Below are 25,968 nucleotides of genomic sequence, written 5' to 3' on the forward strand. Positions count from 1 at the left end.
TCTTCACCACGCCTCCCCGAGCGCATTGTCGATGACCCCACCGCCGACCCGGACGGTCGACGGGAGCGGGTCGGGGCTCCCCAGGGAGGCCGCCCACTGTTCAGCATCGTCCTGTGGACGATATCCGATCCGCTGTCCGGCTTCGCGGTTCAGCCACCCTCGGGTGTTGGCCGACGTGCCCCAGACGACGTGGCCACCCTGATGCGCGGTGGTTGCCGTCGCCTCGATCAGTCGGCAGAGGTCACCCGGCGACAGCCAGACCGAGAGCGAACGGGGGTTGGAGGGCAGCGCTTCTGTGGTGCCGAAGCGCGCAGACACGACGGTCATGCCGAAGCGGTCGGCGTACAAGCGCCCGAGAGCCTCCATCGCCGCTTTACTGACGCCGTAGTAGGAGTCGGGGCACGGGGCGAGCTCGGCGGCCGACAGCGTCTCGGCCGCCGTGGCGTAACCGACGGCATGAATCGAACTCGCCAGCAGGAGCTTCATGACGCCGGCCGATCGTGCCGCTTCGAGGACCGTCCGAGTTCCGTCGATGTTCGTCGAGAGGATGTCGGGCCACGGTCGCTCCTGAGCGAAGCCGCCCAGATGGACGACGACGTCGATGCCCTGGCAGGCCGTAGTCACGACGTGCTGATCGGTGATCGAGCCGTTGACGAACGTCTCGGAAGTGCGCAGCGCTTCGCGCGGCTCGACGAGGTCGAGGAGTGTGACCGACCATCCCGCATCGGCCAGGATCGGCCGGATGAGCGAAGCGACCACCCCCGAACCGCCGGTCATCAGCAGACGTCGCACCATTGCACACACTCCCTTGTTGACGGCACCGGATCTGGTATGTAGCTTAGCGCACACGTTCACAAAGATGGAACGTATTTACATATGTGAATGGAGAAACATCAATGAAGAAGTTCTCTCTGGCCGGCAGGACTCTCGCCGTGGTCTCAGCGCTCGCGCTGGTGGGCTCGGTGAGCGCCTGCTCGACGGGCGGCGCCAGCTCGTCCAGCAGCGACGACGGTGAGCCTCTCGAGGTCTGGACCCGTTCCAGTGCCGATGCGGCCAAGACCTACGAGAAGGTGTTCGCCGACTTCACCGAGAAGACCGGCATCGAGATCAACTACCAGGCCGTGGAGGAGTTCGACACCCAGCTCGCCGCGCGCGCCTCGGAGAAGGACCTTCCCGACGTCATGATCAATGACGCAGCATCCCTCGGCAACTACGCCTCGCAGGGGTTCCTCCTGCCGGTCGACCAGTCGAGCATCGAGGGCGAGGCCGACATCAGCCAGACAACCTGGGACCAGAACAAGGGACTCGACGGCACGATCTACGGCGTCCCGTTCTCCCGGCAGACGAACGTGCTGATGGTGCGCAAAGACTGGCGCGAGAAGCTCGGCCTCGCCCAGCCGAAGACCTGGGACGATCTCACGGCGATGGCCACGGCCTTCGCCACCCAGGATCCCGACGGCGACGGTCAGGCGGACACCTACGGAATGGTCGTTCCCGGAACCGCGAAGAGCGCCTACATCGCCCGCTGGGGCGTGCCGTACATCTGGCAGGCGGGCGGCGACATCATCGAGAGCGACGGTGAGGGCACCTACAAGTCGGTCATCGATTCCCCCGAGACCGCCGAGGCGATGACGTTCATCCGCACGCAGTTCTGCACGCCGGGCAACGTCGTCCCGGGGTCGTTGAACCTCACCACCGGCGACTCACCCTTCTTCGCGGAGGGCACCGCGGGCATCTACCTGACCGGGCCCTACAACATCCCGAACTTCGACCGCGCCGTCGGGAAGGAGAACGTCGAGGTTGTGCCGATGCCCGCAGGGCCTGCCAGCACGACGACCTTCGCCGAGGGCGAGAACATCTACTTCGGCGCGAGCTCGACGAAGGCGGAGCAGCAGAAGGCTCTGGCCGAGTACCTGATCTCTCCCGAGGCCCAAGAGCTCGCCATGGATGTCCAGCCCGCCGATTCGACGACGGTGAGCCAGCCGGTCGTGCGTCTCTCGGTGAACAAGAACGTCGACGTCGCCGACGTGCTCGGAGACGAGCGCTGGCAGGTCGTCGCGGACTCCTACGACGACGACGCCAAGACGTTCACCTGGTCGATCAACTACAACCCCATCCGCCAGGCCCTCGCCGACGGCATGAACGCCATGATGGCGGACTGCAACAGCGACATCCCGGCCGGCCTGGCATCGATCGACAGCACCATCACCACTGAACTGAAGAACCAGGATCTGCTGAAGTGACCTCGAAGCCCACGGAACGACCGATCACCTCGGGGGGTGTCGGCCTCGCCCCTTCACGGCCGATTCCCCCCACGGTCCGCAGCGCTGGCGCCGGCCGCACCAGGAGGCCCCGCTTCACCCTGCGTTCGCTGATCCCGTGGATGTTCCTGCTGCCCGGCCTGGTCTTCGCGCTGGTGTTCAAGTTCATCCCGATGATCGAGGGCTTCCGCTTGAGCGCCTTCAAGGTGCAGCCCTTCCTCGGCGACGTCTTCGTGGGCTTCGAGAACTACAGCGCAGTGCTCACCGACCAGCGCTTCCTGGATTCGCTCGGGCACACGGTCGTGCTGGGAGTGGGACAGACCATCGGAGCCCTCCTCCTGGGCTTCCTCCTCGCGCTCCTGCTCGAGGGCCAGTCGCGGAGCCTGTTCCTGGTGCGCACGGCGGTCTTCCTCCCCGTCGTCACCGCCCTCGCGGTGGTCGGCGAGATCTGGCGCATCCTGTACTTCCCCACCGAGACCGGGTTCATCAACTCGATCCTCGGCGTCTTCGGCCTGCCCGCCCAGGAGTTCCTGAGCGACCCGAATTCGGCTCTCTTCTACGTCATGGTCGTCGGGATCTGGACGGGCGCGCCCTACAACATGGTGATCATCCTCGCGGGGCTCGCCGGCATCGACCGCACGCTCTACGAAGCCGCGGCCGTCGACGGAGTCTCCGTGTGGCAGCGCATGCGCTACATCGTCCTGCCGGGACTGCGCTCAGCGGTCTCGGTCGTGCTGACCCTCGCGGCGATCCGGAGTCTCCGGACCTTCACCGAGGTGTACGTGCTGACCGGTGGTGGTCCCGCCGGCTCGACCGAGGTGTGGATGACCCGGGTCTACTCGCTCGGCTTCCAGAACAACAACCTCGGGGTGGCCTCGGCCGCGTCCGTGCTGCTGCTGGTCGCCACCCTGGTGCTCACCCTCGGGGTCCGCATCCTCTCCTCCAGAAAGGCCGCCGCATGATCCCCACTTCTCCGGCCGCACCCGACACGGCGGTCGCCGCTCTGCGGCCGGCGAAGGACAAGGCCACCCGCGCGAACACGCAGTTCGACACGGCGCTGGGCTGGCGGCCCGGGTTCGGTGTCGCCACCCTCGTGCGCATCCTGATCTGCGCCGTGGTGCTCTTCGTCTTCGCCGCTCCCTTCATCACCATCATCTCGGGCGCCTTCGACGCCAGCACCGACTCGACGAGGGTCAGCCTCTTCCCCAACAATCCCTCGCTCCTGCCCGCCCAGGTCGCCGCCGACAAGGGCATCTGGGGGTACTTCGCCAACTCGCTGATCATCGTCGGCGGCGGGCTCCTGCTGCAGATCGCGATCTCGATCCTGACCGCCTATGCGCTGGCCAGGCACCGCTTCCGCGGACAGTCGATCGTCCTGCTGCTCTTCCTGCTGACGATGATGCTGCCCGAAGAGGTCATCGCGATCCCGCTCTCGCAGGTCATCGGCAACATCCCCGTGCTCGGCATCAGTCTCCGCGGCACCGTGTTCGGCGTGATCCTGCCTGTCGCGGTCTGGGGGTTCTCGATCCTCATCATGACCGAGTTCATGAAGGACATCCCTCACGAGATCGAGGAGGCGGCCCGCCTCGACGGCGTCGGCGAGCTCCGGATGCTGTGGTCGATCATCCTGCCGCTGTGCAAGCCGGTGCTCGGCGTCGTGACGATCTTCGGATTCATGATGATCTGGGACCAGTACCTGCTGCCTCTGATCGCCGCGAACGATCCGAGCGACTACACCCTCACGGTGGCCCTGAGCGTGCTGCGCACCGACGCCCAGACAGGCCCGGGCGTGCTGCTCTTCGGCGCTCTGCTCGCTCTCATCCCCAGCCTCATCGTGTACCTGCTCATGCAGAAGTCGCTCATCCGCGGCATCACGTCCGGCGCAACGAAAGGCTGACGACCATGACGATCCTCACTCCCACCCCCTCGACCCCCGACGGGCAGCCGGTCGAGCTCGATTCCACCGGCAAGCCGGAGCACCGCATCACGGACCTCGTCATCACGCCGATCGCCTTCCGCGACCCCGCGCTGCTGAACTCCATCGGCGTCCACGAACCACTCGCTCTCCGCACGATCGTCCAGCTGGTCGTCGCCGACGGCAGCGTCATCGGCCTCGGCGAGGGCTCGGGCGAGCGCGAGGTCCTCGACCGGCTCGAGGTCGTCAGGCCCGCCGTCCTCGGGCTCAGCGTCTTCGACCTCAACGGGATCGAAGCGGCGATCAACACGGCACTCGGCGGCGACGACGGCGGACTGACACGCATCCAGCGCCGCGTCGTCTACTCGATCATCGATGTCGCCTGCCACGACGCCCAGGGCAGGATCATCGGAGTTCCCGTCAGCGAACTGCTCGGCGGCGCCGTCCGCACGGAGGTTCCGTACAGCGCGTACCTCTTCTACAAGTGGGCCGGGCATCCGGCGGCCGACGGCAGCACGGCCGACGACGAATGGGGTGCGGCCCTCGACCCCGCAGGCATCGTGAAGCAGGCCCGGCAGCTGATCGACGAGTACGGATTCGGGTCGATCAAGCTCAAGGCCGGCGTCTTCCCGCCCGAGCAGGAGATCGCGGCCATCCGCGCACTCGCGCAGGCGTTCCCCGATCTGCCGCTGCGCATCGACCCGAACGGCGCCTGGACCGTCGAGACCTCGCTCATGGTCGCTGACGAGCTCCGGGACGTGCTGCAGTACCTCGAGGACCCGACGCTCACCCTCGACGGCATGTCGGCCGTCGCGGAGTCGGCCGGAATCCCGCTCGCCACCAACATGTGCGTGGTCGCCTTCGAGCAGATCAAGGAGGCGCTCGAGAAGAACGCCGTGCAGATCATCCTGAGCGACCACCACTACTGGGGCGGTCTCCGGCACACCCGGGAGCTCGGCGCCATCTGCGACACGCTCGGCATCGGTCTGTCGATGCACTCGAACTCGCACCTCGGCATCTCGCTCGCCGCGATGACGCACGTCGCTGCGGCATCACCGACACTCACCTACGCGTGCGACACGCACTACCCGTGGAACCACACCGACGAGATCGTGAAGCCCGGCGTCCTGGCGATACGGGACGGCTCGGTCGCCGTGCCCACCGGCCCGGGCCTCGGAGTGGAACTCGACCTCGAGGCCCTCGAACGCCAGCACCGCGTCTACGTGGAGTCGGGCCGCACCACCCGGGAGGACACGGTCTACATGCGCTCCATCGACCCCGACTACGACCCGACGCTGCCCCGATTCTGATGGGCTCGTTCCAGACCGGGTCCTCCTTCGATTCAACGGCCTACTTCTACCCGTGGGACGTCGTGGGCGACCCCGCTGCCGCTCGGCGCATCGCGCGGTCGGGTGTCTCGAGCGTCACCCTGGCCGCCGCGTACCACTCCGTTCGGGCGGCGACGCCACGTCATCCCGGGCATCGCGTCGTCGAGGCCCGCACCGCCGCGCTGTACGTCCCCGTGCGGGAGCGCGCGTGGGCGGGTCAGCGCCTCACACCCGGCGACGGTGCGGCATGGGCCGGACACGACTCGTTCGCCAGGGCTCGCGATGCACTCGCCCAGGCGGGTCTCGCCAGCCAGGCCTGGCTCGCGCTGACGCACGCCGACGGAATCGCAGCGGGTGGTACGTCGTCACCGGTCGCGCCCGACCTGTGCACGACGAACGCGTTCGGCGACGTCTACATCTACTCTCTCTGCCCCTCGAGCGAAGAGGTCCGGCAGTACGCCGCCACGCTGACCTCCGAGTGCGTCGCACTGGCGGGCGTCGACAGCGTGATCCTCGAGGCCGTGGGCCCGATGGGCTTCGGCCATCTGAGCGCGCACGAGAAGACCGCGGGGGCCGACTACGGCCCTCTCGAAGAGGCACTCCTGTCGGTGTGCTTCTGCGCGGCATGCTGCTCGGCCTACGACGAACGGGGCGGGGCGGATGCTCTGCGGCAGTCGGTCCGCGAGGCGCTCTCCCGCGCACCCGACACCTCAGCGACGCTCGACGACGGCCTGCGGGGCGCTCTCGGCGACACGACCGCCGACGTGCTGCTCGAGACCCGGCGGTCGGCCTCACTCGAGCTCCGGACAGCCGTGCTCGACGCGGCTCGATCAGCCGGCGCGTCGAGGGTGACCCTGCACTGCTCGAGCGAGGTCTGGGCGACGGGGCCGTTCGGCGCTCTTCTCGACGACGCGCGCGACCTGGACGGTGTCGTCGCCGCCGCCTGGGCGCAGGGGTCGGAGAGCGTCGCCGAGGTCTCACGACTCGCCGGAGCAGCGCATCCCTCGCTCGCCATCGGGGCGTACTGCACGGTCCTGCCCCCCACCCCGATCGATGTCCAGCAGACCGTCCGGCACTGGTCCGCCCTCCTCGAGGCCGGCGCCACCGAGCTGCACCTGTACCACGCCGGTCTGGCCTCGGATGCTCGGCTCGGCCTGCTCGAAGCGGCGCTCGACCAGGTCGAGGCTACCGACTCCACCCGGACCCCCACTGCGCCGTCACCCCTCTCGAAGGAGCCCTCCCATGACTGAGCTGACCCGTCGACTCGGCGACCGACCGATCGTGGCCGTGCTGCGCGCCTCCGAGTCGACCGCCTTCATCCCCGTCTGCGATGTGCTGTTCGACGAGGGCTTCCCGGCTGTCGAGATCACGATGACGACGCCCGGAGCCCTGCAGGTCATCGCGGACATCCGCAGACGGATGCCCGCCGACGCGGTGGTCGGCGCCGGCACGGTTCGCACGCTCGCTCAGGTCGACGGCGCGATCGACGCCGGGGCGCAGTTCCTTGTCAGTCAGATCACCTCGCCCGAGCTCGTCGCCGCTGCGGCGGCGCGCGGAGTGCCCTTCATCCCCGGTGCCCTCACCCCGACGGAGATCGTCCATGCGTGGGAGCTCGGGGTCGAAGCGGTCAAGGTGTCGCCCATCGGGCCGGTCGGCGGCCTCGACTATCTCGCAGAGCTCATCGGGCCCCTCCCCGAGATCGCCCTGTTCCCCACCGGCGGCGTCCTGATCAGCCAGGCGGCGGACTACCTCGACACCGGTGCTTCGATCATCGGCCTGAGCAGGGATCTCGTTCGCGACGCCTTCAACGACGGCAGCCTCGATGAGCTGCGCGAGCGCGCTCGCTTCGTGGTCGGCTCCGTCGCGGCGCGCCGGACCGCACAGCCGGCCTGACTCCTTCTCCCATCCCGTCTCACCCACACACAGATCCAGGAACCTCATGCAGAAGATCGCCTTCATCGGACTCGGGATCATGGGACTGCCCATGGCGAAGAACCTCGTCGACGCCCGCTTCCACGTCACCGGCTTCAACCGCTCCAGCGCCAACCTCGACGCTCTCGTCGAGCACGGCGGGCGGCGAGCCGGCAGCGTCGCCGAGGCCGTGGACGGTGCCGACGTCGTCATCACCATGCTGCCCGATTCCCCCGACGTCGAGGAGGTGGTACTCGGAGAGGGCGGAGTGCTGGACTCGGCGAAGAGCGGCGCCCTGCTCATCGACGCGAGCTCGATCGCCCCCGCGACGGCCCGCCGAGTAGCGGACGCGGCCGCAGCCGTCGGAGTGCGGGCGCTGGACGCCCCGGTCAGCGGAGGCGAGCAGGGCGCCATCGACGGCGCGCTCTCGATCATGGTCGGCGGTGCGGCCGAGGACTTCGAGGCCGCGCGCGACGTCTTCGCCGCGATGGGGAGCACGATCGTGCACGTCGGCCCCAGCGGGTCGGGCCAGACAGTCAAAGCCGCGAACCAGCTCATCGTCGCCGGCACGATCCAGCTGGTCGCCGAGGCCCTCACCTTCCTCGACGCCCACGACGCCGACCTCGAGGCCGCCGTGAGCGTGCTCGCCGGAGGCCTCGCCGGAAACCGCATCCTCGATCGCAAGGCGGCCGGGATGATCGCGCACTCCTTCGCGCCGGGGTTCCGCATCGAACTGCACCACAAGGACCTCGGCATCGTGCTCGCCGCCGCCCGGGAAGCAGGAGTGGTCGTCCCCGTCGGAGCGCTGCTCGGTCAGCTCATGGCGTCGATGGTCGCGAACGGCGACGGCGGGCTCGACCACTCCGCCCTGCTCCTCGGAGTGGAGCGCCTCTCGGGCCGGGGGAGCGTGGGGGGCGCATGATGCGTGCAGCGGAGCCACAAAGGAGCGCGAAAACCGTCCGAGCCACTCAGGAGCCGTCCTCCGTGGCGGATGTCGTCACACCCACCGAGGAGATCTTCGTCTGGCGAGCCGGGGCCCTGACGGTGTCCTTCGGCTCGGGGGAGCACCCGGTCCGGATCGTGGGCGTGAACGCCGGACCGGAGCAGGTGGTCACCGAAGCGACGCAGCCACTCGTCGAGGCCATCGTCACCGGCGACGGCCGCGCTCGGAACACGACTCGGTTCACGCATACCGGCGTAGGAGCGCGCCTTCGTCTCGTCGACGTCCGAGAATCGACGATCGACGGCGTCGCGCACCTCGAGATCGATCAGCGCGATGCTCGGACGGGTCTCGTCGTGACGGTGGCCTTCACGGCGTCTCCCGACATCGCGGGTGCCCGTGTCAGGACCTCGGTCCGCAACGAGGGTCCGACGCCGGTCGTACTGGAGGCGCTGTCCACGGTTGCGATCGGTGCGCTGGTCAGTCACGGAGACGATCCGCACGACGCGCTGCTGCACTCGGGATCGGGTGAGCAGCTCGCTGAGAACCGGTGGGTGGTGACGAAAGCCTGGTCGCAGGCAGGGCTCGGCGATTTCCACTCCGGGACCAACCATCAGCCCGGACGCGGATACACCGCAGCGACAGGGACCTCGACCTGGACGACGGCTCGCGCGCTGCCCACGGGGGTACTCGAGCACCCCCGATCCGGTCGCGCGATCGCCTGGCAGATCGAGCACAACGGCGGCTGGCGCTGGGAGATCGACAACCAGCGCGAAGGCGAGGACGCGCTGGCTCTCGTCCTGCTCGGTCCGACGGACCTCCATCATCACTGGGCCGAGGAACTCGTCCCCGGAGCGAGCTTCGAGTCCGTCCCCGCATCGTTCACAGTCGGCAGCGCCGGCGCAGCGAGCGCAGTCGCCGAGCTGACACGGCACCGTCGCTGGCTCCGACGAGCGCAGCGAGCGGACAGTTCCTCGCTCCTCGTCTTCAACGACTTCATGAACACGATCCTCGGCGATCCGACGACCGAGCGGCTGCTCCCCCTCATCGCGGCTGCCGCCGCGGTCGGGGCGGAGTGCTTCTGCATCGACGCCGGCTGGTACGACGACAGCGAGGAGGGGGACTGGTGGCCGAGCGTCGGCGAATGGCTCCCGTCGACACGACGGTTCCCCGGTGGCGGACTGGCTCGAGTCACTGACGAGATCCGTTCCCACGGAATGAAGGTGGGCATCTGGGTCGAGCCCGAGGTCATCGGCGTCCGCAGCCCCCTCGCCGACGCACTCCCGGCCGAGGCTTTCCTCCAGCGACACGGGATCCGGGTCCGCGAACACGACCGCTACTTCCTCGATCTGCGCAACGAGGCCGCCCGAGAGCACCTCGATCGGACCTTCGATCGACTCATCGCCGACTTCGGCGTGCGCTTCTTCAAACTCGACTACAACGTCACTCCCGGCGCGGGGACGGACCTCGACGCCTTCTCGGCCGGGGCGGGGCTCCTCGCGCACAACCGCGCGCACCTGAGCTGGTTCGCCGCGCTCCGAGCTCGGCATCCGGACGTGGTGTTCGAGAACTGCAGCTCGGGCGCCATGCGCTCCGACTTCGGGATGATGGAGGTCTTCGACCTGCAGTCGACGTCGGACCAGCAGGACTTCCGGCTGTACCCGCCCATTGCCGCCGCCGCACCGATGCAAATGCTCCCGGAGCAGGCGGCCAGCTGGGCGTACCCGCAGCCGTGGATGAGCCAGGACGAGATCGCGTTCACCATGGTGACGGGCTTGTCCGGCCGTCTCTACCTGTCCGGTTTCCTGAACCGGATGAACGAGGAGCAGTTCGCCCTCGTCGAAGAGGCGGTCCGAGTGTTCACCGCAGTGCGTTCCGACATCGCGGACGCCGTTCCCGAGTGGCCGAGCGGCTACCCGGACTGGGAGGCACCCGCACTCTCGCTGCGGCTCCGATGCTCCGGCCGGTCGCTGCTCTACGTGTGGCATCGGAGCGAATCGACCACCGAGACCCTCGAGCTCGACCTCGGCGCGAACAAGACGCCGACCTCGCTCCGGCAGATCTATCCGGTGTCCGCGACGGCCTGGACGATCTCCGGAAACGGGAACGGCCGGATCGCTCTCACCCCGCCTACCCCCGGTGTTTCCGCACGGATCTATGAACTCACCATCGACTGATCCGGCTGCTCCTTCGTCATCTCGTGCCGCCTGATGGGCAGCTCGGTTGCGATCGATGCCGGCCAGAGTGGCATCCGAGTCCGGGTCTTTGGCGGCAATGGCGGGGTATATGAGCTGGATACGTCGAGCCATCACGGGATCCGCACCGACGTACACCTCGGTAACGAACTAGAAGCGGTAGCGACCTCGATCATTGGTCAGATCGGTCAGGTGGAGGAGATAGCCGTAGGGTCTACTGGTTTCACTGGGAACGAGAACCTGCTCGGACTCGAAGCGCTAAGGGACCTCGGCGTGCAAAAGGTTCTGATAGCCCACGACTCGATCACTTCTTACCTCGGAGCTCTCGGCGAGCAACAGGGCGCTGTCGTCGCCGCAGGGACCGGAGTCGTCACGCTCGCCGTCGGAGCGGACGCAGTGGTGAGGGTCGATGGCTGGGGCCACATCATGGGAGACGCGGGTAGCGGCTACTGGTTCGGGCGCGCAGCCCTCGACGCGGCCATGCGCGCCTACGACGGGCGCGGTCCTGACACGGTTCTACTCGATCGACTTCGAGACGAATTCGCTGACGTCGAGGAAGCCTATATCGCACTGCAAGCCGACCAAGCCCGCGTTCGACGAGTCGCATCCTTCTCCAGATGGGTGACAGAAGCAGAGAGTGACGGCGATCCAGTAGCTGCCGACATCTGTAAGAGAGGAGCGGTGGAACTCGCCCTCTCCGCTGCAACCGCGCTGGACAGAGTCAACATCAGTCTCGATGCAGAATCCCTCGTCTGCACTCTCGGTGGGATATTCAGGGCCCCTACTGTACGAATGAACTTCGAGACGGAAATGAGAAGACGACGACCACATTCGCGTCTTGTTCTTGATGTTGGTGACGGCCTAGATGGAGCGTCTATGCTTCTTGACATCGCATCTAGCAGCCCGCTCATTTCTCACGTCAAAGTAATTTTCTTCGGCTGAAGAATGGGTCTCGAGGAGGCCGAGTCCTTGACAAGCTCAGGTCGCCTGCGAACCGTGGGAAAAGATCAGAACATCCTGCGACATGCCAACCACTCGGTACTGAGGGGCCGGGCGCCGGCAGGAGGCACGGGTGCACATCGAGCAACTTCGTCAGATCAACCGACATAATATCAACTATCGGCGGTATGTTGCTCAATGCGTCGATGGCTGTACCCCCGCTCCCCGTTCTCGAGGGACCGCCGAGTCGAGCCGGATACTCAAGGGATGACATCACCACTCGTCTCGGCCGTCGCTCACTCCGGCCTCACCGTGACCGATCTCGACGACTCGGTGGAACTGTGGTGCTCCGGTCTCGGCTTCACACTCGAACGCACCTTCACGCTCGATGCGGACATCACGGTCGCGACCACGGGCGTCGACGGAACGACGATCCGGGGAGCGGTGGTGACGCTCGGAGACCACCGAGTCGAGCTGCTGCAGTACGACCCCCCTCGGTCGGCTCGAGCAGCCGGCTCACCCGCGGACATCGGCACGGTGCACATCGCGCTGACGGTCTCGGACCTCGACCGGGTGCTGGGCCTGTGTGCGGGGCACGGTTGGCGGCCGGTCGGTCCGCCCCACCGGATGACCAGCGGCGCCCGAGCGGGTACGCGCATCGTCTACCTCGAGGGTGCGCTCGGCGGCTTCCTCGAACTGATCGCGCCACCGCGACTTCCCTAGCGCGGGCCTGCTCGGCCGCTCACGGAATCTGCGCTCAGCAACCTCGGGAAGCCTGCAACCGCCCCAGATCCACCGAGATGACAGTGAGGAAGCCGGTAGACGACGCGAAGCAGAGGGGGGACTCCTGTCGCCCCGCTCGGGCGGACTCCATGACCCCGAGGGAGGCACTCGGTCCAGGAGCGCCCGCTGGCCGGCAGGCGTCCGCTGCAGGGACGTGCAGGCTCCGCTCGCTCCCGAATCAGCTCTTCGAGCCGGCGAGGGCGAGTGTGCCGCCGAGGCCGATCATCACGACGCCGCCGGTGCCGGTGAGGGTGGACATCCGCCGGGGGGAGGAGGCGAACCAGGCGCGCGCTGTGCCCGCCGCGAGGGCCCACACGCTGTCGCAGAGCAGTGCGAGAGCCTGGAAGGTGAGGCCGAGGAGGAGCAGCTGCGCCCAGACGGGGCCCGCGGCCGGGTCCACGAACTGCGGCAGGACGGCGACGAAGAAGGCGATCGTCTTCGGATTCGTCAGCCCGACGACGACCCCCTGGCGCAGGAGCGTCCACGAGGATGCGGGAGCGACAGGTGATGCGGCCGTGTGCGCGTGGCGGTGGCGGATCGCCTGGATCCCGAGCCAGACGAGGTAGGCGGCCCCCGCGAGCTTGAGGACCGTGAAGGTGAGGATCGACGACGCCACGACGGCACCCACGCCGAACGCGACCGCCAGGACCGCCGGTGTGACTCCGAGCGCGTTCCCGATCACGCTCAGCACGCCGGCGCGGCGACCGAAGGCGATCGACCGGCTGATGGTGAAGAGGACGCTCGGCCCCGGAACCACGATCAGAGCGACCGACGCCAGGACGAACGTCAGGAAGTGCTCGGGGAGGATCATGCCCGAACGATAGCGCTGCACCGTTCCCCTCGGGGATCGCCGTCACCAGGCCACACGTGATCGCGGCCGAGGTGATCGAGCGCGCCTCGACGCGAAGTCGACCAGCCCGAGGGACATGTCCCCGCTAGTCACGGACGAGGACGAGCACCCCGCCGCCGCCGAAGGCGAGGGTGCTCACGATGAGGCCGACCGTCGCGGAGAGGTTGTCGTGGCGGATCGTCTGTGCGCCGACGTCGTCGCCGTCGACGTCGTACGTGCAGGACACCCCGACGGGCAGGAGAGTGGGTTCTCCCGTCACGCGAGTCGGCTCGAAGAAGGGACCGCCGGCGTCGGGGAACGGTCCTCGCGCGCACTGGACATCCAGCGGATCCAGTCCGTTGAACGCCCAGCCGACTGCGATCGAGGCGAGACCGAGCGGTACAGACACGAGCAGGAGCGCCCAGCCGGGCAGTCGTCTCCTCAGCGGCCGCATGCGCACAGGCTACGTGCGCCGTCGCGGACGACATTCCGCCGCGTTCCCGAGTCCTCGACGGTCGTGGTCCTAGGCGCGGACGACTCCCGGCTGTTCACCGAGCGCTTCTACCGTCGTCCTCATGGGACTCACCGGGCGGAAGGCGTCGATCGTCCTCACTGTGCTCTCGGTGATGATCGGGCTCCTGCTGCTGGGGCATGCGGCGGCGCAGGGGATCGGGGCGGCGACGTTCTGGTGGCCCTGCTGGTCGGAGGGGTACGAGAGCGCTGCGTGCTCCTCCCTGCAGTACGAGGCGCCGCCGCCCGCGTGGCTCGCTCCTCTATGGGTCTGGTTCGCGGAGGTGCTGCTCGCCATGGTGGTCATCGGCGCTTCCGTCGCCGCGGGAGACGTCTCGGTACCGCCGGCTTGGCGCTTGTCGCGGTGCTGGCATCGAGCATCCTGATCGACCTCGTCTTCACTCCGGCGATCAACGGGGGCTACACCTCGGCCGACAACCCGCCGGGGCTCGGTCTGATCGGCGCGGTGTTCCTGGCAATCGGAGGAGCACTGATGCTCCGCGTCGCGATGCCGTATCGCGGACCCGCGGCCGGGGCTGCAGGCTCTCGCGGAGACCAACGCTCGGCAGCATCGACGCGATGAACGGTCGAGCCCGGCTGAGTCCGAGCGAGCCGCCCCTGAAGCGCTCTCGGACGAGGGTTCGAGGGTGGAGGCCGGCGCGCAGATCCGAGTGGGCGCTGGAGCAGCGTTCGCGCCAGGCGGGGGCGCCGAGCTCGGCGATCAGATCCCGCTCAGCGCCTCCTCCTCGGCCGCGACGTTCTTCTGCACCGCGAACTGGGTCCGGTGCAGCTCCTCGTACCGCCCGGCCGCGGCCAGCAGCTCCTCGTGCGTCCCGCGCTCCACGATCGAGCCGTCCTCGACCACGAGGATCAGGTCGGCGCTGCGGATGGTCGAGAGGCGGTGGGCGATCACCATCGCCGTCCGTCCCTCGAGCGCCTCGCTGAGCGCCGCCTGCACGGCGGCCTCCGACGTCGAGTCCAGCGCCGCCGTCGCCTCGTCGAGGATGACGACGCGCGGCTGGGCGAGCAGGAGCCTCGCGATGGTCATCCGCTGGCGCTCACCCCCTGACAGCCGGTAGCCGCGCTCGCCGACCATGGTGTCCAGCTGATCGGGCAGGGAGCGGATGAGCGGCTCGAGCCGCGCGCGGCGGACGGCGTCCCACACCTCGTCGTCGGTCGCCTCCGGCCTCGCGAGGCGCAGGTTGGAGAGGATCGTCTCGTGGAACAGGTGGCCGTCCTGCGTCACCATGCCCAGGGTGTGCCGCATCGAGGCGAACGTCACATCGCGGACATCCGTCCCCGCGAGGCGCACGGCGCCGCTGTCGACGTCGTACAGGCGCGAGAGGAGTTGCGCGATCGTGGACTTGCCGGCACCCGACGTGCCGACGAGCGCGACGGTCTGCCCCGGCTCGATCCTGAAGGACACGCCGTGCAGCACCTCCTCGCCGCCGCGGGTGTCGAGCGTCGAGACCTCCTCGAGGGAGGCGAGGGACACCTTGTCGGCGGACGGGTACGCGAAGCGCACGTCATCGAACTCGACGGACACCGGGCCGTCGGGAACGACGACGGCGTCGGGCTTCTCCTGGATCAGCGGTTCGAGATCGAGCACCTCGAAGACGCGCTCGAAGCTGACCACCGCACTCATGATCTCGACGCGGGCGTTCGCGAGGCTGGTCAGCGGTGCGTAGAGCCGGGTGAGCAGGAGCGCCAGGGTGACCACCTCACCGGTGTCCAGCTGGCGGCCGAGCGCGAGGGCGCCGCCGAGCCCGTACACGAGCGCGAGGGCGAGAGCGGAGACGAGCATCAGCGCGGTGAAGAAGACGAACTGCAGCATCGTGCTCCGGACCCCGATGTCGCGGACGCGGGCGGCGCGGGTGCGGAACTCCTCCGCCTCCTCATCGGGCCTGCCGAACAGCTTGACGAGGGTGGCGCCGGGCGCCGAGAAGCGCTCGGTCATCTGCGTGCTCATGGCGGAGTTGTGGTCGGCGGCCTCGCGGCGCAGTGCGGCGAGGCGGCCGCCCATCCGGCGTGCGGGGATCAGGAAGATCGGGAGCATGATCACGGCGAGGACCGTGACGAGCCAGGACGTGCTGAGCATCACGATCAGGGTGAGGATGAGCGCCACGAGGTTCGTGACCACTCCGGACAGCGTGCCGCTGAAGGCCTGCTGGGCACCGATCACGTCGTTGTTGAGACGGCTCACGAGGGCGCCGGTCCGGGTGCGGGTGAAGAACGCGATCGGCATCTTCTGCACGTGGTTGAAGACGGCGGTGCGGAGGTCGAGGATCACGCCCTCGCCGATCCGCGCCGAGTACCAGCGGGTGATGAGCGACACGGCGGCGTCGGCCACGGCCACGAGGGCGATGACGACGGCGAGCCAGACGATCGTGCTGACCGCGCCCCGGGCGACGATGACGTCGATCACCTGGCCCGCGAGCACCGGCGTCGCGACCGCGAGGAACGCTCCCGCGATGGAGAGGGTGATGAAGATCAGCAGCATGGAGCGGTAGGGGACCGCGAACGTCAGGATCCGGCGCACGGATGCGCGGGAGATGCTGTGCTTGCCGTCCTGGGCGGTCGAGATCTTGTAGAGCGAGCTCCAGGCGACGCCTTCCATGCTCATTGCGGTTCCTTCCGTGGAGACCCGTCCCAACTTAGGGGGGCGTCACTCCGCGATGAGCCGCTACCGGAATCCTGAGGTCTGTGCAGGGCCTCGGCGCGGGACCCCCACGAGAAAGCCGACCGGCACTCCCGTGGGAGCGCCGGTCGGCGGTGGTGCGTCGTGGTGAAGCGACGGGTCAGCGCTGGACGAGCGGAATCGCGATATCGGTGACGTCGGCGCCGATGGCACCGAGCGAGGTCGCGGTGCCGGTGAGCAGGCCGACCTCGTAGAGAGACCCGTTGACGGCGGCGAGGCCGATCGAGCCGATGGGGCTGCCGTTGCGGAGGACGGAGTAGATGTCGAAGCCGGTGGCACCCGCGGCATCGACGCCGAGCTTCCCGGTCGGCGCCAGCGACCCCGCGTTGGCGGGGGACTGGATGGCGACCTGGTCGAGAGCCGTGTCGAGGACGAACAGGGTGGTCGCCGTGTTCGGGTCGAGATCGTTGTTGGTGTACGCCGCCCCGTTCACGCCGGTCGCCACCGCCGGCGCCGCGTAGCTCAGCGCGCCGTCGGCCACCGTCGCCGCGCCCGGGGTGGCGAACGGCTGACGGAGGTTCTGCCCGGTGTCGCTGACCACGCGGAGGGCGTTGGCGGCGGGGTTGAAGTCGACGCCGAAGGTGGTCCCGCTCAGTGCCACGCTGAGTCGCGTGACCTGGGTGGCCACTCCGGTGCTCGCGTTGACGGAGTAGACGCCGGCGCTCGCCGGGTTGTCACCGACGCCGTAGAGGTTCCCGTCCTGGACCCGGTAGTCGATACCGACGAGCGCGGTGTCGCCTCCGGTGAGGCCGGTCACGGCGACGCTGCCCGTGATCTTCCCGGGCTTGAGGGGGTTGAACTGGACGAGCTTGTCCCCACCGTCGGCCAGGCCTACGACGCGCAGCGTGCCCGCCACCGAGCGGGCGGCGCTGATCAGATTCTTGGCGGCCGCGGTGACCGACGCGCTGCTGGAGTCGCTGGTCGCCGCGGCGGGAGCAACGCTGCTCGCGCCGGCCATCACCGGTGCCACCGCCATCACACCGGCCACGGCGACCGCGGCGATGCCTGTCTTGAAGGTCCTGTTCATCGTGTACTCCTCGACACTGCCGGTCGCCGGGGTTCGGCGACTCGCAGAGGTGTACCGCCAGTCAGGCGCGGGCGTTCATCCGGCTGCGGAATTCTTTTCGGGCGCAGCGGCGCGGGAGAGGGTCTCAGAACAGGCGGACCGCATCGGAGTGCTCCTCCAGGTCGCGCACCAGCGCCGGGATCCGCTTCCGGAACGGGAAGAACCCGCGCGATGCCGAGGGCCACGCCGTGCTGTCCCACCGGCGGCGGATCGTCACGAGCGCGACTCCTTCGTCAGCGAGGACGGAGCGGAGTGCCTCGAGTCGCTCGTGGACGGGGCCGACCGGCGCGTAGGGAACGACCACGGTGTCGAGCCGCTCGGACCTCGCCCAGTCGACGACGGTCTCGGGTCGCGCGTCGGCCAGCACTCGCGCCGACCGACCGCTCGTGTCCTGCGCGCGTTCCGCGGCGTCGGCGAGGGCCGCCGCCGTGAAGGCGTGCACCGCATCGGACACCGCCAAGGGCGAGCGCTCGGCCGCGTCGCCGAACACGGCGCTCGAGACGAGCCGGTCCGCCAGGCCGGGCTGCTCGGCGAGGAGGCTGCTCGCGTCGAGATCCTCCTCGTGCAGAAGGAGGCCGGCGCGGGCCCCGATGGTCCCGACGACGTCGTCCGGCTCGATCGGCTCCCGGGGCGGGAAGGGCTGCTCGGTGAGAGCGGGCGCCGTGGTGGCGAGGCCGTCGGGAGAGAAGCGCCCCTCGGTGTACCGCGCGATGTTGGACGCGGAGGCCAGGTAGGTCTTCCCCGGGGTCTGCAGGCCGGCGACCCACCGCCACGACAGGGTGTTGGAGGCGGCGTCGCCGTCGAGTAGGTGCCGGTAGAAGAAGTCGGCGCCGAGCTGCCAGGGCAGGCCGAGGGTGAAGATCCAGATGCTCGCGAACCACATGCGCGTGTGATTGTGCAGGTAGCCGGTCTCGACGAGCTCGCGCACCCACGCGTCCATCGCCTCGATGCCGCTCCGCCCGCCGATCGCCTCGAGGAACTCCGTCGGGAGATCACCCGCGGCGACGTCGCTCACGTCACGGCGGTAGCGGCGCCACACCTCCGGGTTCTGCTCGAGCCAGCCCTTCCAGTAGGTGCGCCAGAACACCTCCTGGACGAACTTCTCGGCTGCGGAGATCCGGTGACGCGCGAGGACCGCGGCGACGACCTCCCGCTCGGTCACGAGTCGATGGCGGAGGTACGGGGAGAGGCCGGACACGTTGTCCCGGGAGGGCCCGAGGTCGTGGTTGCGGTCGCGAGCATAGGCGGAGCCGGCGCGGGCGACGAAATCGTCGAGCGCCTCGAGACCGGCGGCTCTGGTCGGGATGAACATCGCCCCATCATCCGTCTCGCCGCGGCGCGGAGGCTGACAGCGCTCGACCCGGCCCGCCGCAGCGTGCGACGAGCGGGCCGACTCCTCCGCCTCCCGCTCAGGCGGCTCGCCGCAGACCGGCGAGCGCGCGCCCGTGCTGGGTCGCGCGGCTCTCGGCGAGTCGCTTCAGCTCGTCGGCGATCTCGGTGAACTGATCGAGCGCGGGGTTCACCCCGACGAGCGTGAACTCGCGCGTCACGATCTCGAGGTCGAGCTGCCAGACGTCCTCGAGGATGCGCCGCATCCACGCGGTCGCGTGGTCCCAGCCCTCCCTCGGGGTGCCGGCGGCGTAGTTGCCCCCCTGCACCGTCACCAGCACGGCGGGCTTTCCGGCGGTCACCGGTGCCGCACCGGGCGCCATCCGCGGATCCGTCACCACGAGGTCGACGTAGGACTTGAAGTGCTGCGAGACACCGAAGTTGTACAGCGGCACGGCGAACAGCAGGGCGTCGGCGGCGGCCAGCTCATCGGTCAGTTCGGCCGCCAGCGCGACGGCAGCGGTCTGGCCGGGCGTGCGCTCGAGCTCGGGTGTCGTCGACGCGGTCACGGCGTCGGACCAGGTGGTGGCGGCGATCGGCTCGACCCCGATGTGTCGTCTGGTGATCGCGGAGTCGGGGTGGGCGGCGCTCCACTCGGCCTCCACGAGGTCGCCCAGGGCGCGACTCGTGGAACCTTCGGTGCGGATGCTGCCATCCAGGCGGAACAGGGACATGGCGCTCCTTCGGTGGGGCTCGACCAGGTCGGTCGAGCTATGGTTACGATCGGTAACTCAACACGGCGGGTCTCCGTTACCGCAAACGAGGTCCCGTTACCCGGCGGTAACCGAAGGAGTCGGATGTCCCCGCACGAGATCGACCTCGACCTGCACGAACGGCTCAGCCAGTCGATGCCGACGATGGCCGAGCTCTGCACGAGCGATGATCCGGACCTGTTCCGGTCGCTGCTCTCCCGCATCGGCGACAAGTGGACCCTGCTGGTGATCGGGGTCCTCGGTGAGGATCGGCGGAGGTTCACCGAGCTCTCGCAGATCATCCCCGGCATCTCGCGTCGCATGCTCACCGTCACCCTGCGTGCGCTCGAGCGGGACGGCCTCGTGGCCCGGACCGTCTACGCCGAGGTGCCGCCGCGGGTGGAGTACGAGCTCACCGCCCTCGGCGGATCGCTGAAGCAGGTGGCGCTCAGCCTCGGGGACTGGGTGAGCGAGCACCAGCGCACCATCCTCGGCAACCGGCACGCCTTCGACGCCTCCGCATCGGGGGAGCGGGCACCGACCTCGACCAGGCGCCGCTCGGGGTCGTGACGACCGTCTCCTGACCTGTCGTTCTCCACGCCGACCAGGACGGTGCTGAGGAGGGGGACTCCGACGGTGCAGATCCTGCAGCAACTCGTCCGCGGCTGATCCCCTCGGATCAGTCCTGCGAGTCCGAGCGGGGCCTCTCGTTCCGTGATTCATCGCCCGCTCGGTGGACGACTACTGGAGGGTGGTCGCACCTCGGGGACGCGGCGGGCGCTCCTGACCGGTGCCGAGCAGTCGGTCGAGCAGGCCGTTGAGCTGGGTTCGCTGGGCCGGGTCGAGTGCGGCGAGGAAGCCCTCCTCGGCTGCGAGATGCGAGGGCAGGGCGCGATCCGCGATCGCCTTGCCCTCGGGGGTCAGGGTGACGATCCGGCCTCGGCCGTCGCCCGGGTTCGGCTCGCGGCGCACCAGCCCCGCGGTGTCGAGGCGGTTGAGTCGCTGAGCGACGGCCGCGGTGCTCACCATGCTCGAGGCGGCCAGCTCCGTCGGCGACAGCGCGTACGGCGCACCCGACCGGACCAGGGTGAAGAGGACGTCGAACGAGCCGGCATCCAGGCCCCACCGGGCGTAGTCGTCGGCGAGGACGGAGTCCAGTTGCGCTGCGACCCGCGAGAGTCGGCCCACGGTCCCCATCGGCGAAGCATCCAGGTCCGGCCGCTCCCGAGCCCATGCCGAGAGGATGTCATCGATCGCGATCATGAACCCATCGTAGACGGTCGCTAAGCACTTAGGTAAAGTACCTAAGTGCTTAGTAATTGGATGATTCCGCGGACCGCGATCGCTCCGGCGCTGTGGGGAACGACCTACCTCGTCACGTCCGTGCTCCTCCCCGCCGATACCCCACTGCTCGCGGGTGCCCTCCGGGCGCTGCCGGCGGGTCTGCTGCTCCTCCTCATCACCCGGACGCTCCCGCACGGCTCGTGGTGGTGGCGGTCGCTGATCCTGGGCGCCCTGAACATCGGGGTCTTCTTCCCTCTTCTGTTCCTGGCGGCCTACCGCCTCCCCGGCGGTGTGGCGGCGACCCTCGGTGCCGTGCAGCCGCTGATCGTGCAGACCATCGCGGTCCGCCTCGTCGGTGAGCGCCTGCGCCCCGGAGCCGTGGTCGCGGGCGTGGTCGGGCTCGTCGGGGTCGCCCTGCTCGTCCTCCAGGCGGGGGCGCAGCTCGATCCGGTCGGAATCGCGGCGGCGCTCGGCGGCACCTGCTCGATGGCCTTCGGGATCGTCCTCGGCAAGCGCTGGTCGACGACGGTCTCTCCGCTCACCTCGACCGCCTGGCAGCTCGTCTGGGGCGGGCTGCTCATCGTCCCCGTCCTCCTCGTCGTGGAAGGCCTGCCGACGGAGTTGACGGGGCGGAACATCGTCGGCTTCGCCTACCTCGGCATCATCGGCGGCGCCGTCGCCTACGCCCTCTGGTTCGCCGGACTCCGACGGCTCCCCACCGTCACGAGCTCCTTCCTCGGCCTGCTCAGCCCCCTCGTCGCGACGCTCCTCGGCTGGCTGGTCCTCGCGCAGGGCTTCACCCCGGGCCAGGCGCTCGGCGCCGCCCTCGTGCTCGGCGCGCTCGCCTACGCCACCGTCAGCACCCGACGTGGGATCACGTAGCGGGCAGTGATGGCGATCCCCCCCAGGCTTCACCGCCGTTGACCGGTGGATCGCGGCCGCCGGTCTCCGGAGGGCAGGGCGATCAGGGGAGGGGCCGCTGGGAGACCGTCAGGGTGCCTCGGGCTCGAGACAGGACTGCGGCTCTCGGTGACAGGTCCACCGGCGGGCCGGTCTGGTGCGGTCGGCGCTCCTGCTCGGTGCGTCGGATCGCCACGCACCGATCCCGGGGTGCCGGTGACGGGCTCAGGGGGCGGAGACGAGCGCGCGCCGCATGCTGCGGGCCGCGACTGCCGTGCACAGAGCACACGCGGCCGCCGTCACTCCGAGGAGGATCCACATCGGCGCGAACGAGGCCAGAGCCGCGAGGATCGCAGGCAGGAGGAACCCCACGTACGTCAGCGAGTAGTACACCGCTGTGATCCCCGCGAGATCCTGAGGTGTCGCCAGGCTCTGGGCCGTGGTGAGCCCGGAGACCATCGCGAGCCCGTAGCCGGCTCCGAAGACGGGCGCGGCGACGAGCACGATCCACACCTGGTGCGTGGCGGCGGCGGGGATCAGCAGAAGCGCCCCCGCGGCGATGAGCGATCCGCCCACCAGCCCCATGCGTCCGCGCAGGTACGTCGCCAGGTGGCCCGAGAAGAACTGTGTCACCCAGCCGACTCCGAGAGTGATGACCGTAACGAGGGTGGCGAAGCCGACGGTGAACCCGGGGAGGCGATCGCTCACCAGGCTCGGACCCACGGCGAACGAGAGGGCGGGCGCCGCGAACACCCAGGGCGCGAGCGGGAGGATGACCCGGAGGAAGGTCGGTCCGGCTCGGGGCGGAACGCGGAGATCGCCGAGCAGCCTCGCCGCGCCGGGGTCGGATCGCCGGGTCTCGGATGCCCGCAGCAGGACGATCAGGGCGATCACGCAGGCGGCGATCTGCACGAGGTACGGCAGCACAGCCGGCCACGGAGCCCACTGGGCCAGGGCCCCGCCCACGCCGGCGCCGCCTCCGAAGCCGATCGTGAGCATGCCCGCCGCGCGCCGGGCGCCGGCCGTGGAGCGTCCCTCCGCGATCGAGAGCTCCTTGATCCAGGAGGTGCCGACCACCATCCCGGCCGCGACACTGAGGCCGCAGATGAACCGCCCGATGCAGAGCCCGGCGAAGCTCGAGCTGGAGCTCGCGAGCACGACACTCCCGATCACGCCGAGGACGAGACCCGCCATCAGCACCGGTCGCCGCCCGAACCGGTCCGACCACGCACCCGACAGGGCGAACCCGGGGACGATCCCGAAGACGTACGCGCCGAGCAGGATGTTCACCTGCACCTGCGAGAAGCCCTCGACCTGCCGGTAGTACTGCATCAGCGGCAGGAAGTGGTTGCCACCCCAGCCGAGGACGATGAGCGAGGGCGCGACGAGCAGCCAGGAGCGGGTGCGCGGAGCCTCGTTCACGAGGCGGTGCCGACGATCGACGAGTGCTCACTCATCCTGTGCAGCCTGGTACACCTTCCGGAACGCGTCCTTGCGGGCGATCCGTCCGCCGCGGAACTCGTAGATGTCGCAGCCTCGCGTGACCAGCGGTGCTCCGTCGGGCCCGGTTCCGGTGAAGGACCAGGTGGCCGCGCCGCGGGACCCGGCGATGAGGGGCTGCCCCTCTTCGTGCCGCTCCTGGCCGGTGTCGAAGGCGAGCATCAGTGCGAAGCCCTCTCGCACCTGCTCCTTCCCGGACCAGGTCCGGCCGGGCTCGGGGCCGACGGACGCACTGTAGACGCAGTCGTCGGTGACGTGGCTCATCAGCGCCTCGAGGTCGTGGCGACTCCAGGCGTCGCTGAACGCCGCCAGCACCTCGGGCGTCATCTCGCTCGTGCCGTGGTCGGTCGATGGGGAATCGTTCATGAGCGGACTCCGGTCCTTCGAGTCGGTGGACCGTCGTCGGTCGCTCTGCGACAGTGACAGGTGTCCGGTCGCGGTGGCAATGCCCTGTAGCGGCCACGTCCGGAAACGGGCGATCGGGTGGCTCCGTCGCTCTTCTCGAGGAAGCGGCGCTGTTCCCGATGAGGGGCCCGGCGCCGGTGGTCGCTCCGTCGTCGAGGCGGTCTCGCTGCAGAGGACGTCAGACGGTGCGGAGGACGCTCGGTGCTCGAACGAGAGCGATGACCGACAGCGTCAGGGCGAGCACCTGAGCGACCGCGAGCGGCCCGGTGACGAGGAGGACGACTCCTGCGCTCGGCACGCTTCCTCCTCCGAGGGTGACCACGAGGGCGGCGGCGAGATAGCAGGTCTGGAGGATCGTGCAGACGAGGGAGACGCGCCACCACCTCGTCCAGCGGGCGAGGAGGGGTGGCAGCGCGATGAGCATCCACAGCGCCATCCTCGGCAGGCCGAGGGTGGAGCCGGTGGTGAGGAGGTCGATCAGCGCGACCAGCGCGAACGGGCTCGTGACGACGGCGGCGCCGATCTGCAGGAGCTTCGAGGGCAGGAGCGGGCTGAGGCGCAGCGGGCGGCGTGAACCGACGTCGTGCTGCTCGAGTGCGGCCCGGGCGATCGCGACGGGATCGCCGAAGGAGCTGGTGGACTCCGGCTCGTCGGCGGCGTGCTCGGCGGCGTGCTCGAGCAGGTCCCGGCGCGATCGGCGCGGGAGCACTGCCAGCTCGCGCCGCAGCCGAGCCGTGTAGCTCTGGCGTGTCGCGTCGGGGGTGTGTGTCGTCGTCATCAGTGCGTCTCCAGGAGGTCGTCGACGGTGGATCGGAACGGCGCCCAGGCCGACCGGAACTCCTCGAGCCGAGTGCGGCCCGCTGGAGCGAGGGAGTAGTAGCGCCGCTGGCGTCCCACGCTCGGGTCGGTGAGCTCCGTCGAGACGAGTCCGGTGTCGCGGAGGCGCGAGAGGAGAGGGTAGAGAGTGCCTTCGCCCGCGAGCAGACCCTTCTCGCTGAGCGTGATCGCGAGGTCGCGGCCGTACTTCGGCTCGCCCGAGATCGCCGCGAGGACGCAGAACTCCAGAACGCCCTTCCGGAGGTTCGTGAGGATCTTCTCGGTGTCCGTCGCCATGCGGAACACTATGCCTTGCATCGCAAGGCCTGGCAACACCTAGTGCACTCGGCCGCTCAACAGCGATGGTCCGGTCAGCGGCGCTCTGCCGTTCCGAGCGCTCCCTCCGGCGCCAGTGGTGAGAGCAGCTCGCCGAGGTCGCGTTTGGCCCTCGCGTACCGGCTCCTCGCTGTCGACGGTGGGACGCCGACGATCACGGCCGCTTCAGCGAGGGAGAAGCCGTCCCAGTGCACGAGTCGCACGAGCTCGGCGAGTTCGGGAGCGAGCCTGTCCAGCGCTGCGCGGACGTCGAGGACGAGGTCGGAGGGCTGCTCGATCACGGAGGCGGGGTCGATGGTGCCGCGGAGCCTCTCCGCGAGGAGGTCCCGGCGCCGCCGGGTCCTGCTGGTGGTGAGGACCACGTTCCGCGCTACTCCGAACAGCCACAGGCGCGCCTCGTCGTCGTGGCGGGGCATGGCCGAGGAGCGGCGCCAGGCGATCGTCATCGTCTCGGAGAGCGCGTCGGGAGCGTCGTCGGCGCCGACCCGGCGCTCGAGGTAGCGCAGCAGGTCGCGGGCTGTCGCGTCGAGGATCACGACCACCCGGTCGGCTCGTGCGTCGCGGCGGCTCACCGGGGGAGGTCTGCGCAGTCGGACTGGGCCCCGAGAGAGAGGTCCGAGCCGGTGACGGAGTCGACGACTCCGCGCGCCTCGAGCTCGTCCCAGGCGTCGTTGATGATCGCTTCGGTGACGGCCTGGCGGTACAGCTCGTCCTCGGAGTGCAGCTCGGTCGGGGAGGCGACGGTGTCGGCGTTCTCACCGCGGACGGTCACCTCGCGGGCGCTCACCCGAGCCAGCTCGCGGTCGATGTCCGCGGCCGCGAGCGTGTCGATGTCCCGGAGCACGTCCTGCGCCGCCTCGACGTCGGCGGGATCCCCCTGCCGGACGACGGTCCGGAACTCGCACTCGATGCCGCTGGGCAGAGTGACGTGCACGACCGAGTCCGGGTTCTCGACCCAGGGCTCCCACCCCGACAGCGTCGCCGCCGCGGCCGCGCCGGCCCCGCCGAGGGTGAGCGCGACGACTGTGCCGATCACGATCGCTCGAGGCGTCGTCCGCCGTCGGACGCGGCGCGCCTCCCACTCCGCGCCGCGGACCATCTCGCGGAGGACGGCGTCGGGGACCGCGTCCGCCAGCGGGCTCCGCGGAGCCGATCCGTCGAGGAGGGCGTTCATCGCCCGGTCGGTGGGCACGTCGTGCGGTTCGATGGTCATGATCTGCTCCCGGGCTGTCGAGTGGCCTTCACTCCGTACATGTCCGGCAGGCCCCCCG

The 25,968-nt window shown here is 69.3% G+C and carries 27 protein-coding genes; 13 read left to right on the forward strand and 14 right to left on the reverse strand.

The window, feature by feature from the left end; genetic code table 11:
• Positions 1-3: 3 nt before the first annotated feature.
• Positions 4-855 (reverse strand): NAD-dependent epimerase/dehydratase family protein, encoded by an 852-nt coding sequence (locus ASG06_RS07655; protein ID WP_156465924.1) that lies wholly within the window; start codon positions 853-855, stop codon positions 4-6.
• A gap of 41 nt (positions 856-896) precedes the next feature.
• On the opposite strand from ASG06_RS07655, the gene ASG06_RS07660 reads away from it, so the two are divergent.
• The 10 genes from ASG06_RS07660 (at position 897) to ASG06_RS07700 (ending at position 12,212) form a co-directional block, all read left to right on the forward strand.
• Positions 897-2,243, forward strand: coding sequence for an ABC transporter substrate-binding protein (locus ASG06_RS07660; protein ID WP_056040725.1), 1,347 nt, complete (start codon positions 897-899; stop codon positions 2,241-2,243).
• Positions 2,244-2,383: 140 nt separating this feature from the next.
• Positions 2,384-3,223 carry a carbohydrate ABC transporter permease gene (locus ASG06_RS07665; protein ID WP_082499054.1) on the forward strand — a complete coding sequence of 280 codons (840 nt, stop codon included), beginning with the start codon at positions 2,384-2,386 and terminating at the stop codon, positions 3,221-3,223.
• A complete protein-coding gene (locus ASG06_RS07670; protein WP_082499055.1) occupies positions 3,220-4,158 on the forward strand; it encodes a carbohydrate ABC transporter permease in 939 nt (312 codons plus the stop codon). Before ASG06_RS07665 ends, ASG06_RS07670 begins: the two co-directional genes overlap by 4 nt.
• 5 nt (positions 4,159-4,163) lie before the next feature.
• On the forward strand, positions 4,164-5,486 hold the full coding sequence (locus tag ASG06_RS07675; RefSeq protein WP_056040727.1) for a glucarate dehydratase family protein: 1,323 nt from the start codon (positions 4,164-4,166) through the stop codon (positions 5,484-5,486).
• Entirely contained in the window at positions 5,486-6,754 is a 1,269-nt protein-coding gene (locus ASG06_RS07680; RefSeq protein WP_056040729.1) for a hypothetical protein, read from the forward strand. The genes ASG06_RS07675 and ASG06_RS07680 overlap by 1 nt, the downstream gene beginning before the upstream one ends.
• Positions 6,747-7,397 (forward strand): bifunctional 4-hydroxy-2-oxoglutarate aldolase/2-dehydro-3-deoxy-phosphogluconate aldolase, encoded by a 651-nt coding sequence (locus tag ASG06_RS07685; protein WP_056040731.1) that lies wholly within the window; start codon positions 6,747-6,749, stop codon positions 7,395-7,397. Before ASG06_RS07680 ends, ASG06_RS07685 begins: the two co-directional genes overlap by 8 nt.
• 46 nt (positions 7,398-7,443) lie before the next feature.
• Positions 7,444-8,337, forward strand: a complete 894-nt coding sequence (locus ASG06_RS07690) for a 2-hydroxy-3-oxopropionate reductase (protein ID WP_056040733.1) — start codon at positions 7,444-7,446, stop codon at positions 8,335-8,337.
• 62 nt (positions 8,338-8,399) lie between these two features.
• Entirely contained in the window at positions 8,400-10,532 is a 2,133-nt protein-coding gene (locus ASG06_RS07695; protein ID WP_056040735.1) for a glycoside hydrolase family 36 protein, read from the forward strand.
• 33 nt (positions 10,533-10,565) lie between these two features.
• Positions 10,566-11,492 carry an N-acetylglucosamine kinase gene (locus ASG06_RS19500; RefSeq protein WP_082499056.1) on the forward strand — a complete coding sequence of 309 codons (927 nt, stop codon included), beginning with the start codon at positions 10,566-10,568 and terminating at the stop codon, positions 11,490-11,492.
• Between the two features lie 264 nt (positions 11,493-11,756).
• Positions 11,757-12,212, forward strand: a complete 456-nt coding sequence (locus tag ASG06_RS07700; RefSeq protein WP_056040737.1) for a VOC family protein — start codon at positions 11,757-11,759, stop codon at positions 12,210-12,212.
• A 238-nt stretch (positions 12,213-12,450) separates the two neighbouring features.
• On the opposite strand, the gene ASG06_RS07705 is transcribed toward ASG06_RS07700, so the two are convergent.
• Both ASG06_RS07705 and ASG06_RS07710 read right to left on the reverse strand, forming a co-directional pair.
• The gene (locus ASG06_RS07705; RefSeq protein WP_056040739.1) at positions 12,451-13,083 is read right to left on the reverse strand and encodes a LysE family translocator; all 633 of its coding nucleotides are present in this window, start codon (positions 13,081-13,083) and stop codon (positions 12,451-12,453) included.
• Positions 13,084-13,207: 124 nt separating this feature from the next.
• Positions 13,208-13,555, reverse strand: a complete 348-nt coding sequence (locus tag ASG06_RS07710) for a hypothetical protein (RefSeq protein WP_156465925.1) — start codon at positions 13,553-13,555, stop codon at positions 13,208-13,210.
• Between the two features lie 121 nt (positions 13,556-13,676).
• Between ASG06_RS07710 and ASG06_RS07715 the strand changes: the two genes are divergently transcribed.
• Positions 13,677-13,997 carry a hypothetical protein gene (locus ASG06_RS07715; protein ID WP_056040742.1) on the forward strand — a complete coding sequence of 107 codons (321 nt, stop codon included), beginning with the start codon at positions 13,677-13,679 and terminating at the stop codon, positions 13,995-13,997.
• Positions 13,998-14,332: 335 nt separating this feature from the next.
• On the opposite strand, the gene ASG06_RS07725 is transcribed toward ASG06_RS07715, so the two are convergent.
• From ASG06_RS07725 to ASG06_RS07740, 4 genes are all read right to left on the reverse strand, one after another.
• A complete protein-coding gene (locus ASG06_RS07725; protein WP_056040747.1) occupies positions 14,333-16,234 on the reverse strand; it encodes an ABC transporter ATP-binding protein in 1,902 nt (633 codons plus the stop codon).
• A gap of 175 nt (positions 16,235-16,409) precedes the next feature.
• Positions 16,410-17,336, reverse strand: a complete 927-nt coding sequence (locus tag ASG06_RS07730) for a DUF4394 domain-containing protein (RefSeq protein ID WP_197409393.1) — start codon at positions 17,334-17,336, stop codon at positions 16,410-16,412.
• Positions 17,337-17,460: 124 nt separating this feature from the next.
• Entirely contained in the window at positions 17,461-18,687 is a 1,227-nt protein-coding gene (locus ASG06_RS07735; protein ID WP_056040749.1) for an FAD-binding domain-containing protein, read from the reverse strand.
• 97 nt (positions 18,688-18,784) lie between these two features.
• Positions 18,785-19,438, reverse strand: coding sequence for an FMN-dependent NADH-azoreductase (locus ASG06_RS07740; RefSeq protein ID WP_056040751.1), 654 nt, complete (start codon positions 19,436-19,438; stop codon positions 18,785-18,787).
• A 123-nt stretch (positions 19,439-19,561) separates the two neighbouring features.
• Here ASG06_RS07740 and ASG06_RS07745 point away from each other — a divergent pair, with 123 nt between their 5' ends.
• A complete protein-coding gene (locus ASG06_RS07745; protein WP_327205488.1) occupies positions 19,562-20,026 on the forward strand; it encodes a winged helix-turn-helix transcriptional regulator in 465 nt (154 codons plus the stop codon).
• 171 nt (positions 20,027-20,197) lie between these two features.
• Here the strand turns inward: ASG06_RS07745 and ASG06_RS07750 are convergent, their stop codons facing one another.
• Complete coding sequence (locus ASG06_RS07750; protein ID WP_056040753.1) at positions 20,198-20,719, reverse strand: MarR family winged helix-turn-helix transcriptional regulator; 522 nt, start codon at positions 20,717-20,719, stop codon at positions 20,198-20,200.
• Between the two features lie 60 nt (positions 20,720-20,779).
• Here ASG06_RS07750 and ASG06_RS07755 point away from each other — a divergent pair, with 60 nt between their 5' ends.
• Positions 20,780-21,622 (forward strand): EamA family transporter, encoded by an 843-nt coding sequence (locus ASG06_RS07755; RefSeq protein WP_082499058.1) that lies wholly within the window; start codon positions 20,780-20,782, stop codon positions 21,620-21,622.
• 243 nt (positions 21,623-21,865) lie between these two features.
• On the opposite strand, the gene ASG06_RS07760 is transcribed toward ASG06_RS07755, so the two are convergent.
• From ASG06_RS07760 to ASG06_RS07785, 6 genes are all read right to left on the reverse strand, one after another.
• Positions 21,866-23,062 carry an MFS transporter gene (locus ASG06_RS07760; RefSeq protein WP_056040758.1) on the reverse strand — a complete coding sequence of 399 codons (1,197 nt, stop codon included), beginning with the start codon at positions 23,060-23,062 and terminating at the stop codon, positions 21,866-21,868.
• 27 nt (positions 23,063-23,089) lie between these two features.
• Positions 23,090-23,506, reverse strand: coding sequence for a nuclear transport factor 2 family protein (locus tag ASG06_RS07765; protein WP_056040760.1), 417 nt, complete (start codon positions 23,504-23,506; stop codon positions 23,090-23,092).
• A 217-nt stretch (positions 23,507-23,723) separates the two neighbouring features.
• Entirely contained in the window at positions 23,724-24,323 is a 600-nt protein-coding gene (locus ASG06_RS07770) for a hypothetical protein (protein ID WP_056040761.1), read from the reverse strand.
• Positions 24,323-24,658: a PadR family transcriptional regulator gene (locus ASG06_RS07775; RefSeq protein ID WP_056042429.1), complete on the reverse strand. Its 336-nt coding sequence runs from the start codon at positions 24,656-24,658 to the stop codon at positions 24,323-24,325. The genes ASG06_RS07770 and ASG06_RS07775 overlap by 1 nt, the downstream gene beginning before the upstream one ends.
• Before the next feature lie 74 nt (positions 24,659-24,732).
• Positions 24,733-25,269, reverse strand: a complete 537-nt coding sequence (locus tag ASG06_RS07780) for an RNA polymerase sigma factor (RefSeq protein ID WP_056040763.1) — start codon at positions 25,267-25,269, stop codon at positions 24,733-24,735.
• Entirely contained in the window at positions 25,266-25,910 is a 645-nt protein-coding gene (locus ASG06_RS07785) for a hypothetical protein (protein ID WP_056040765.1), read from the reverse strand. The genes ASG06_RS07780 and ASG06_RS07785 overlap by 4 nt, the downstream gene beginning before the upstream one ends.
• Positions 25,911-25,968 lie beyond the last annotated feature (58 nt).

It is taken from the genome of Rathayibacter sp. Leaf185 (genome assembly GCF_001423885.1).
Lineage (GTDB): Bacteria > Actinomycetota > Actinomycetes > Actinomycetales > Microbacteriaceae > Rathayibacter.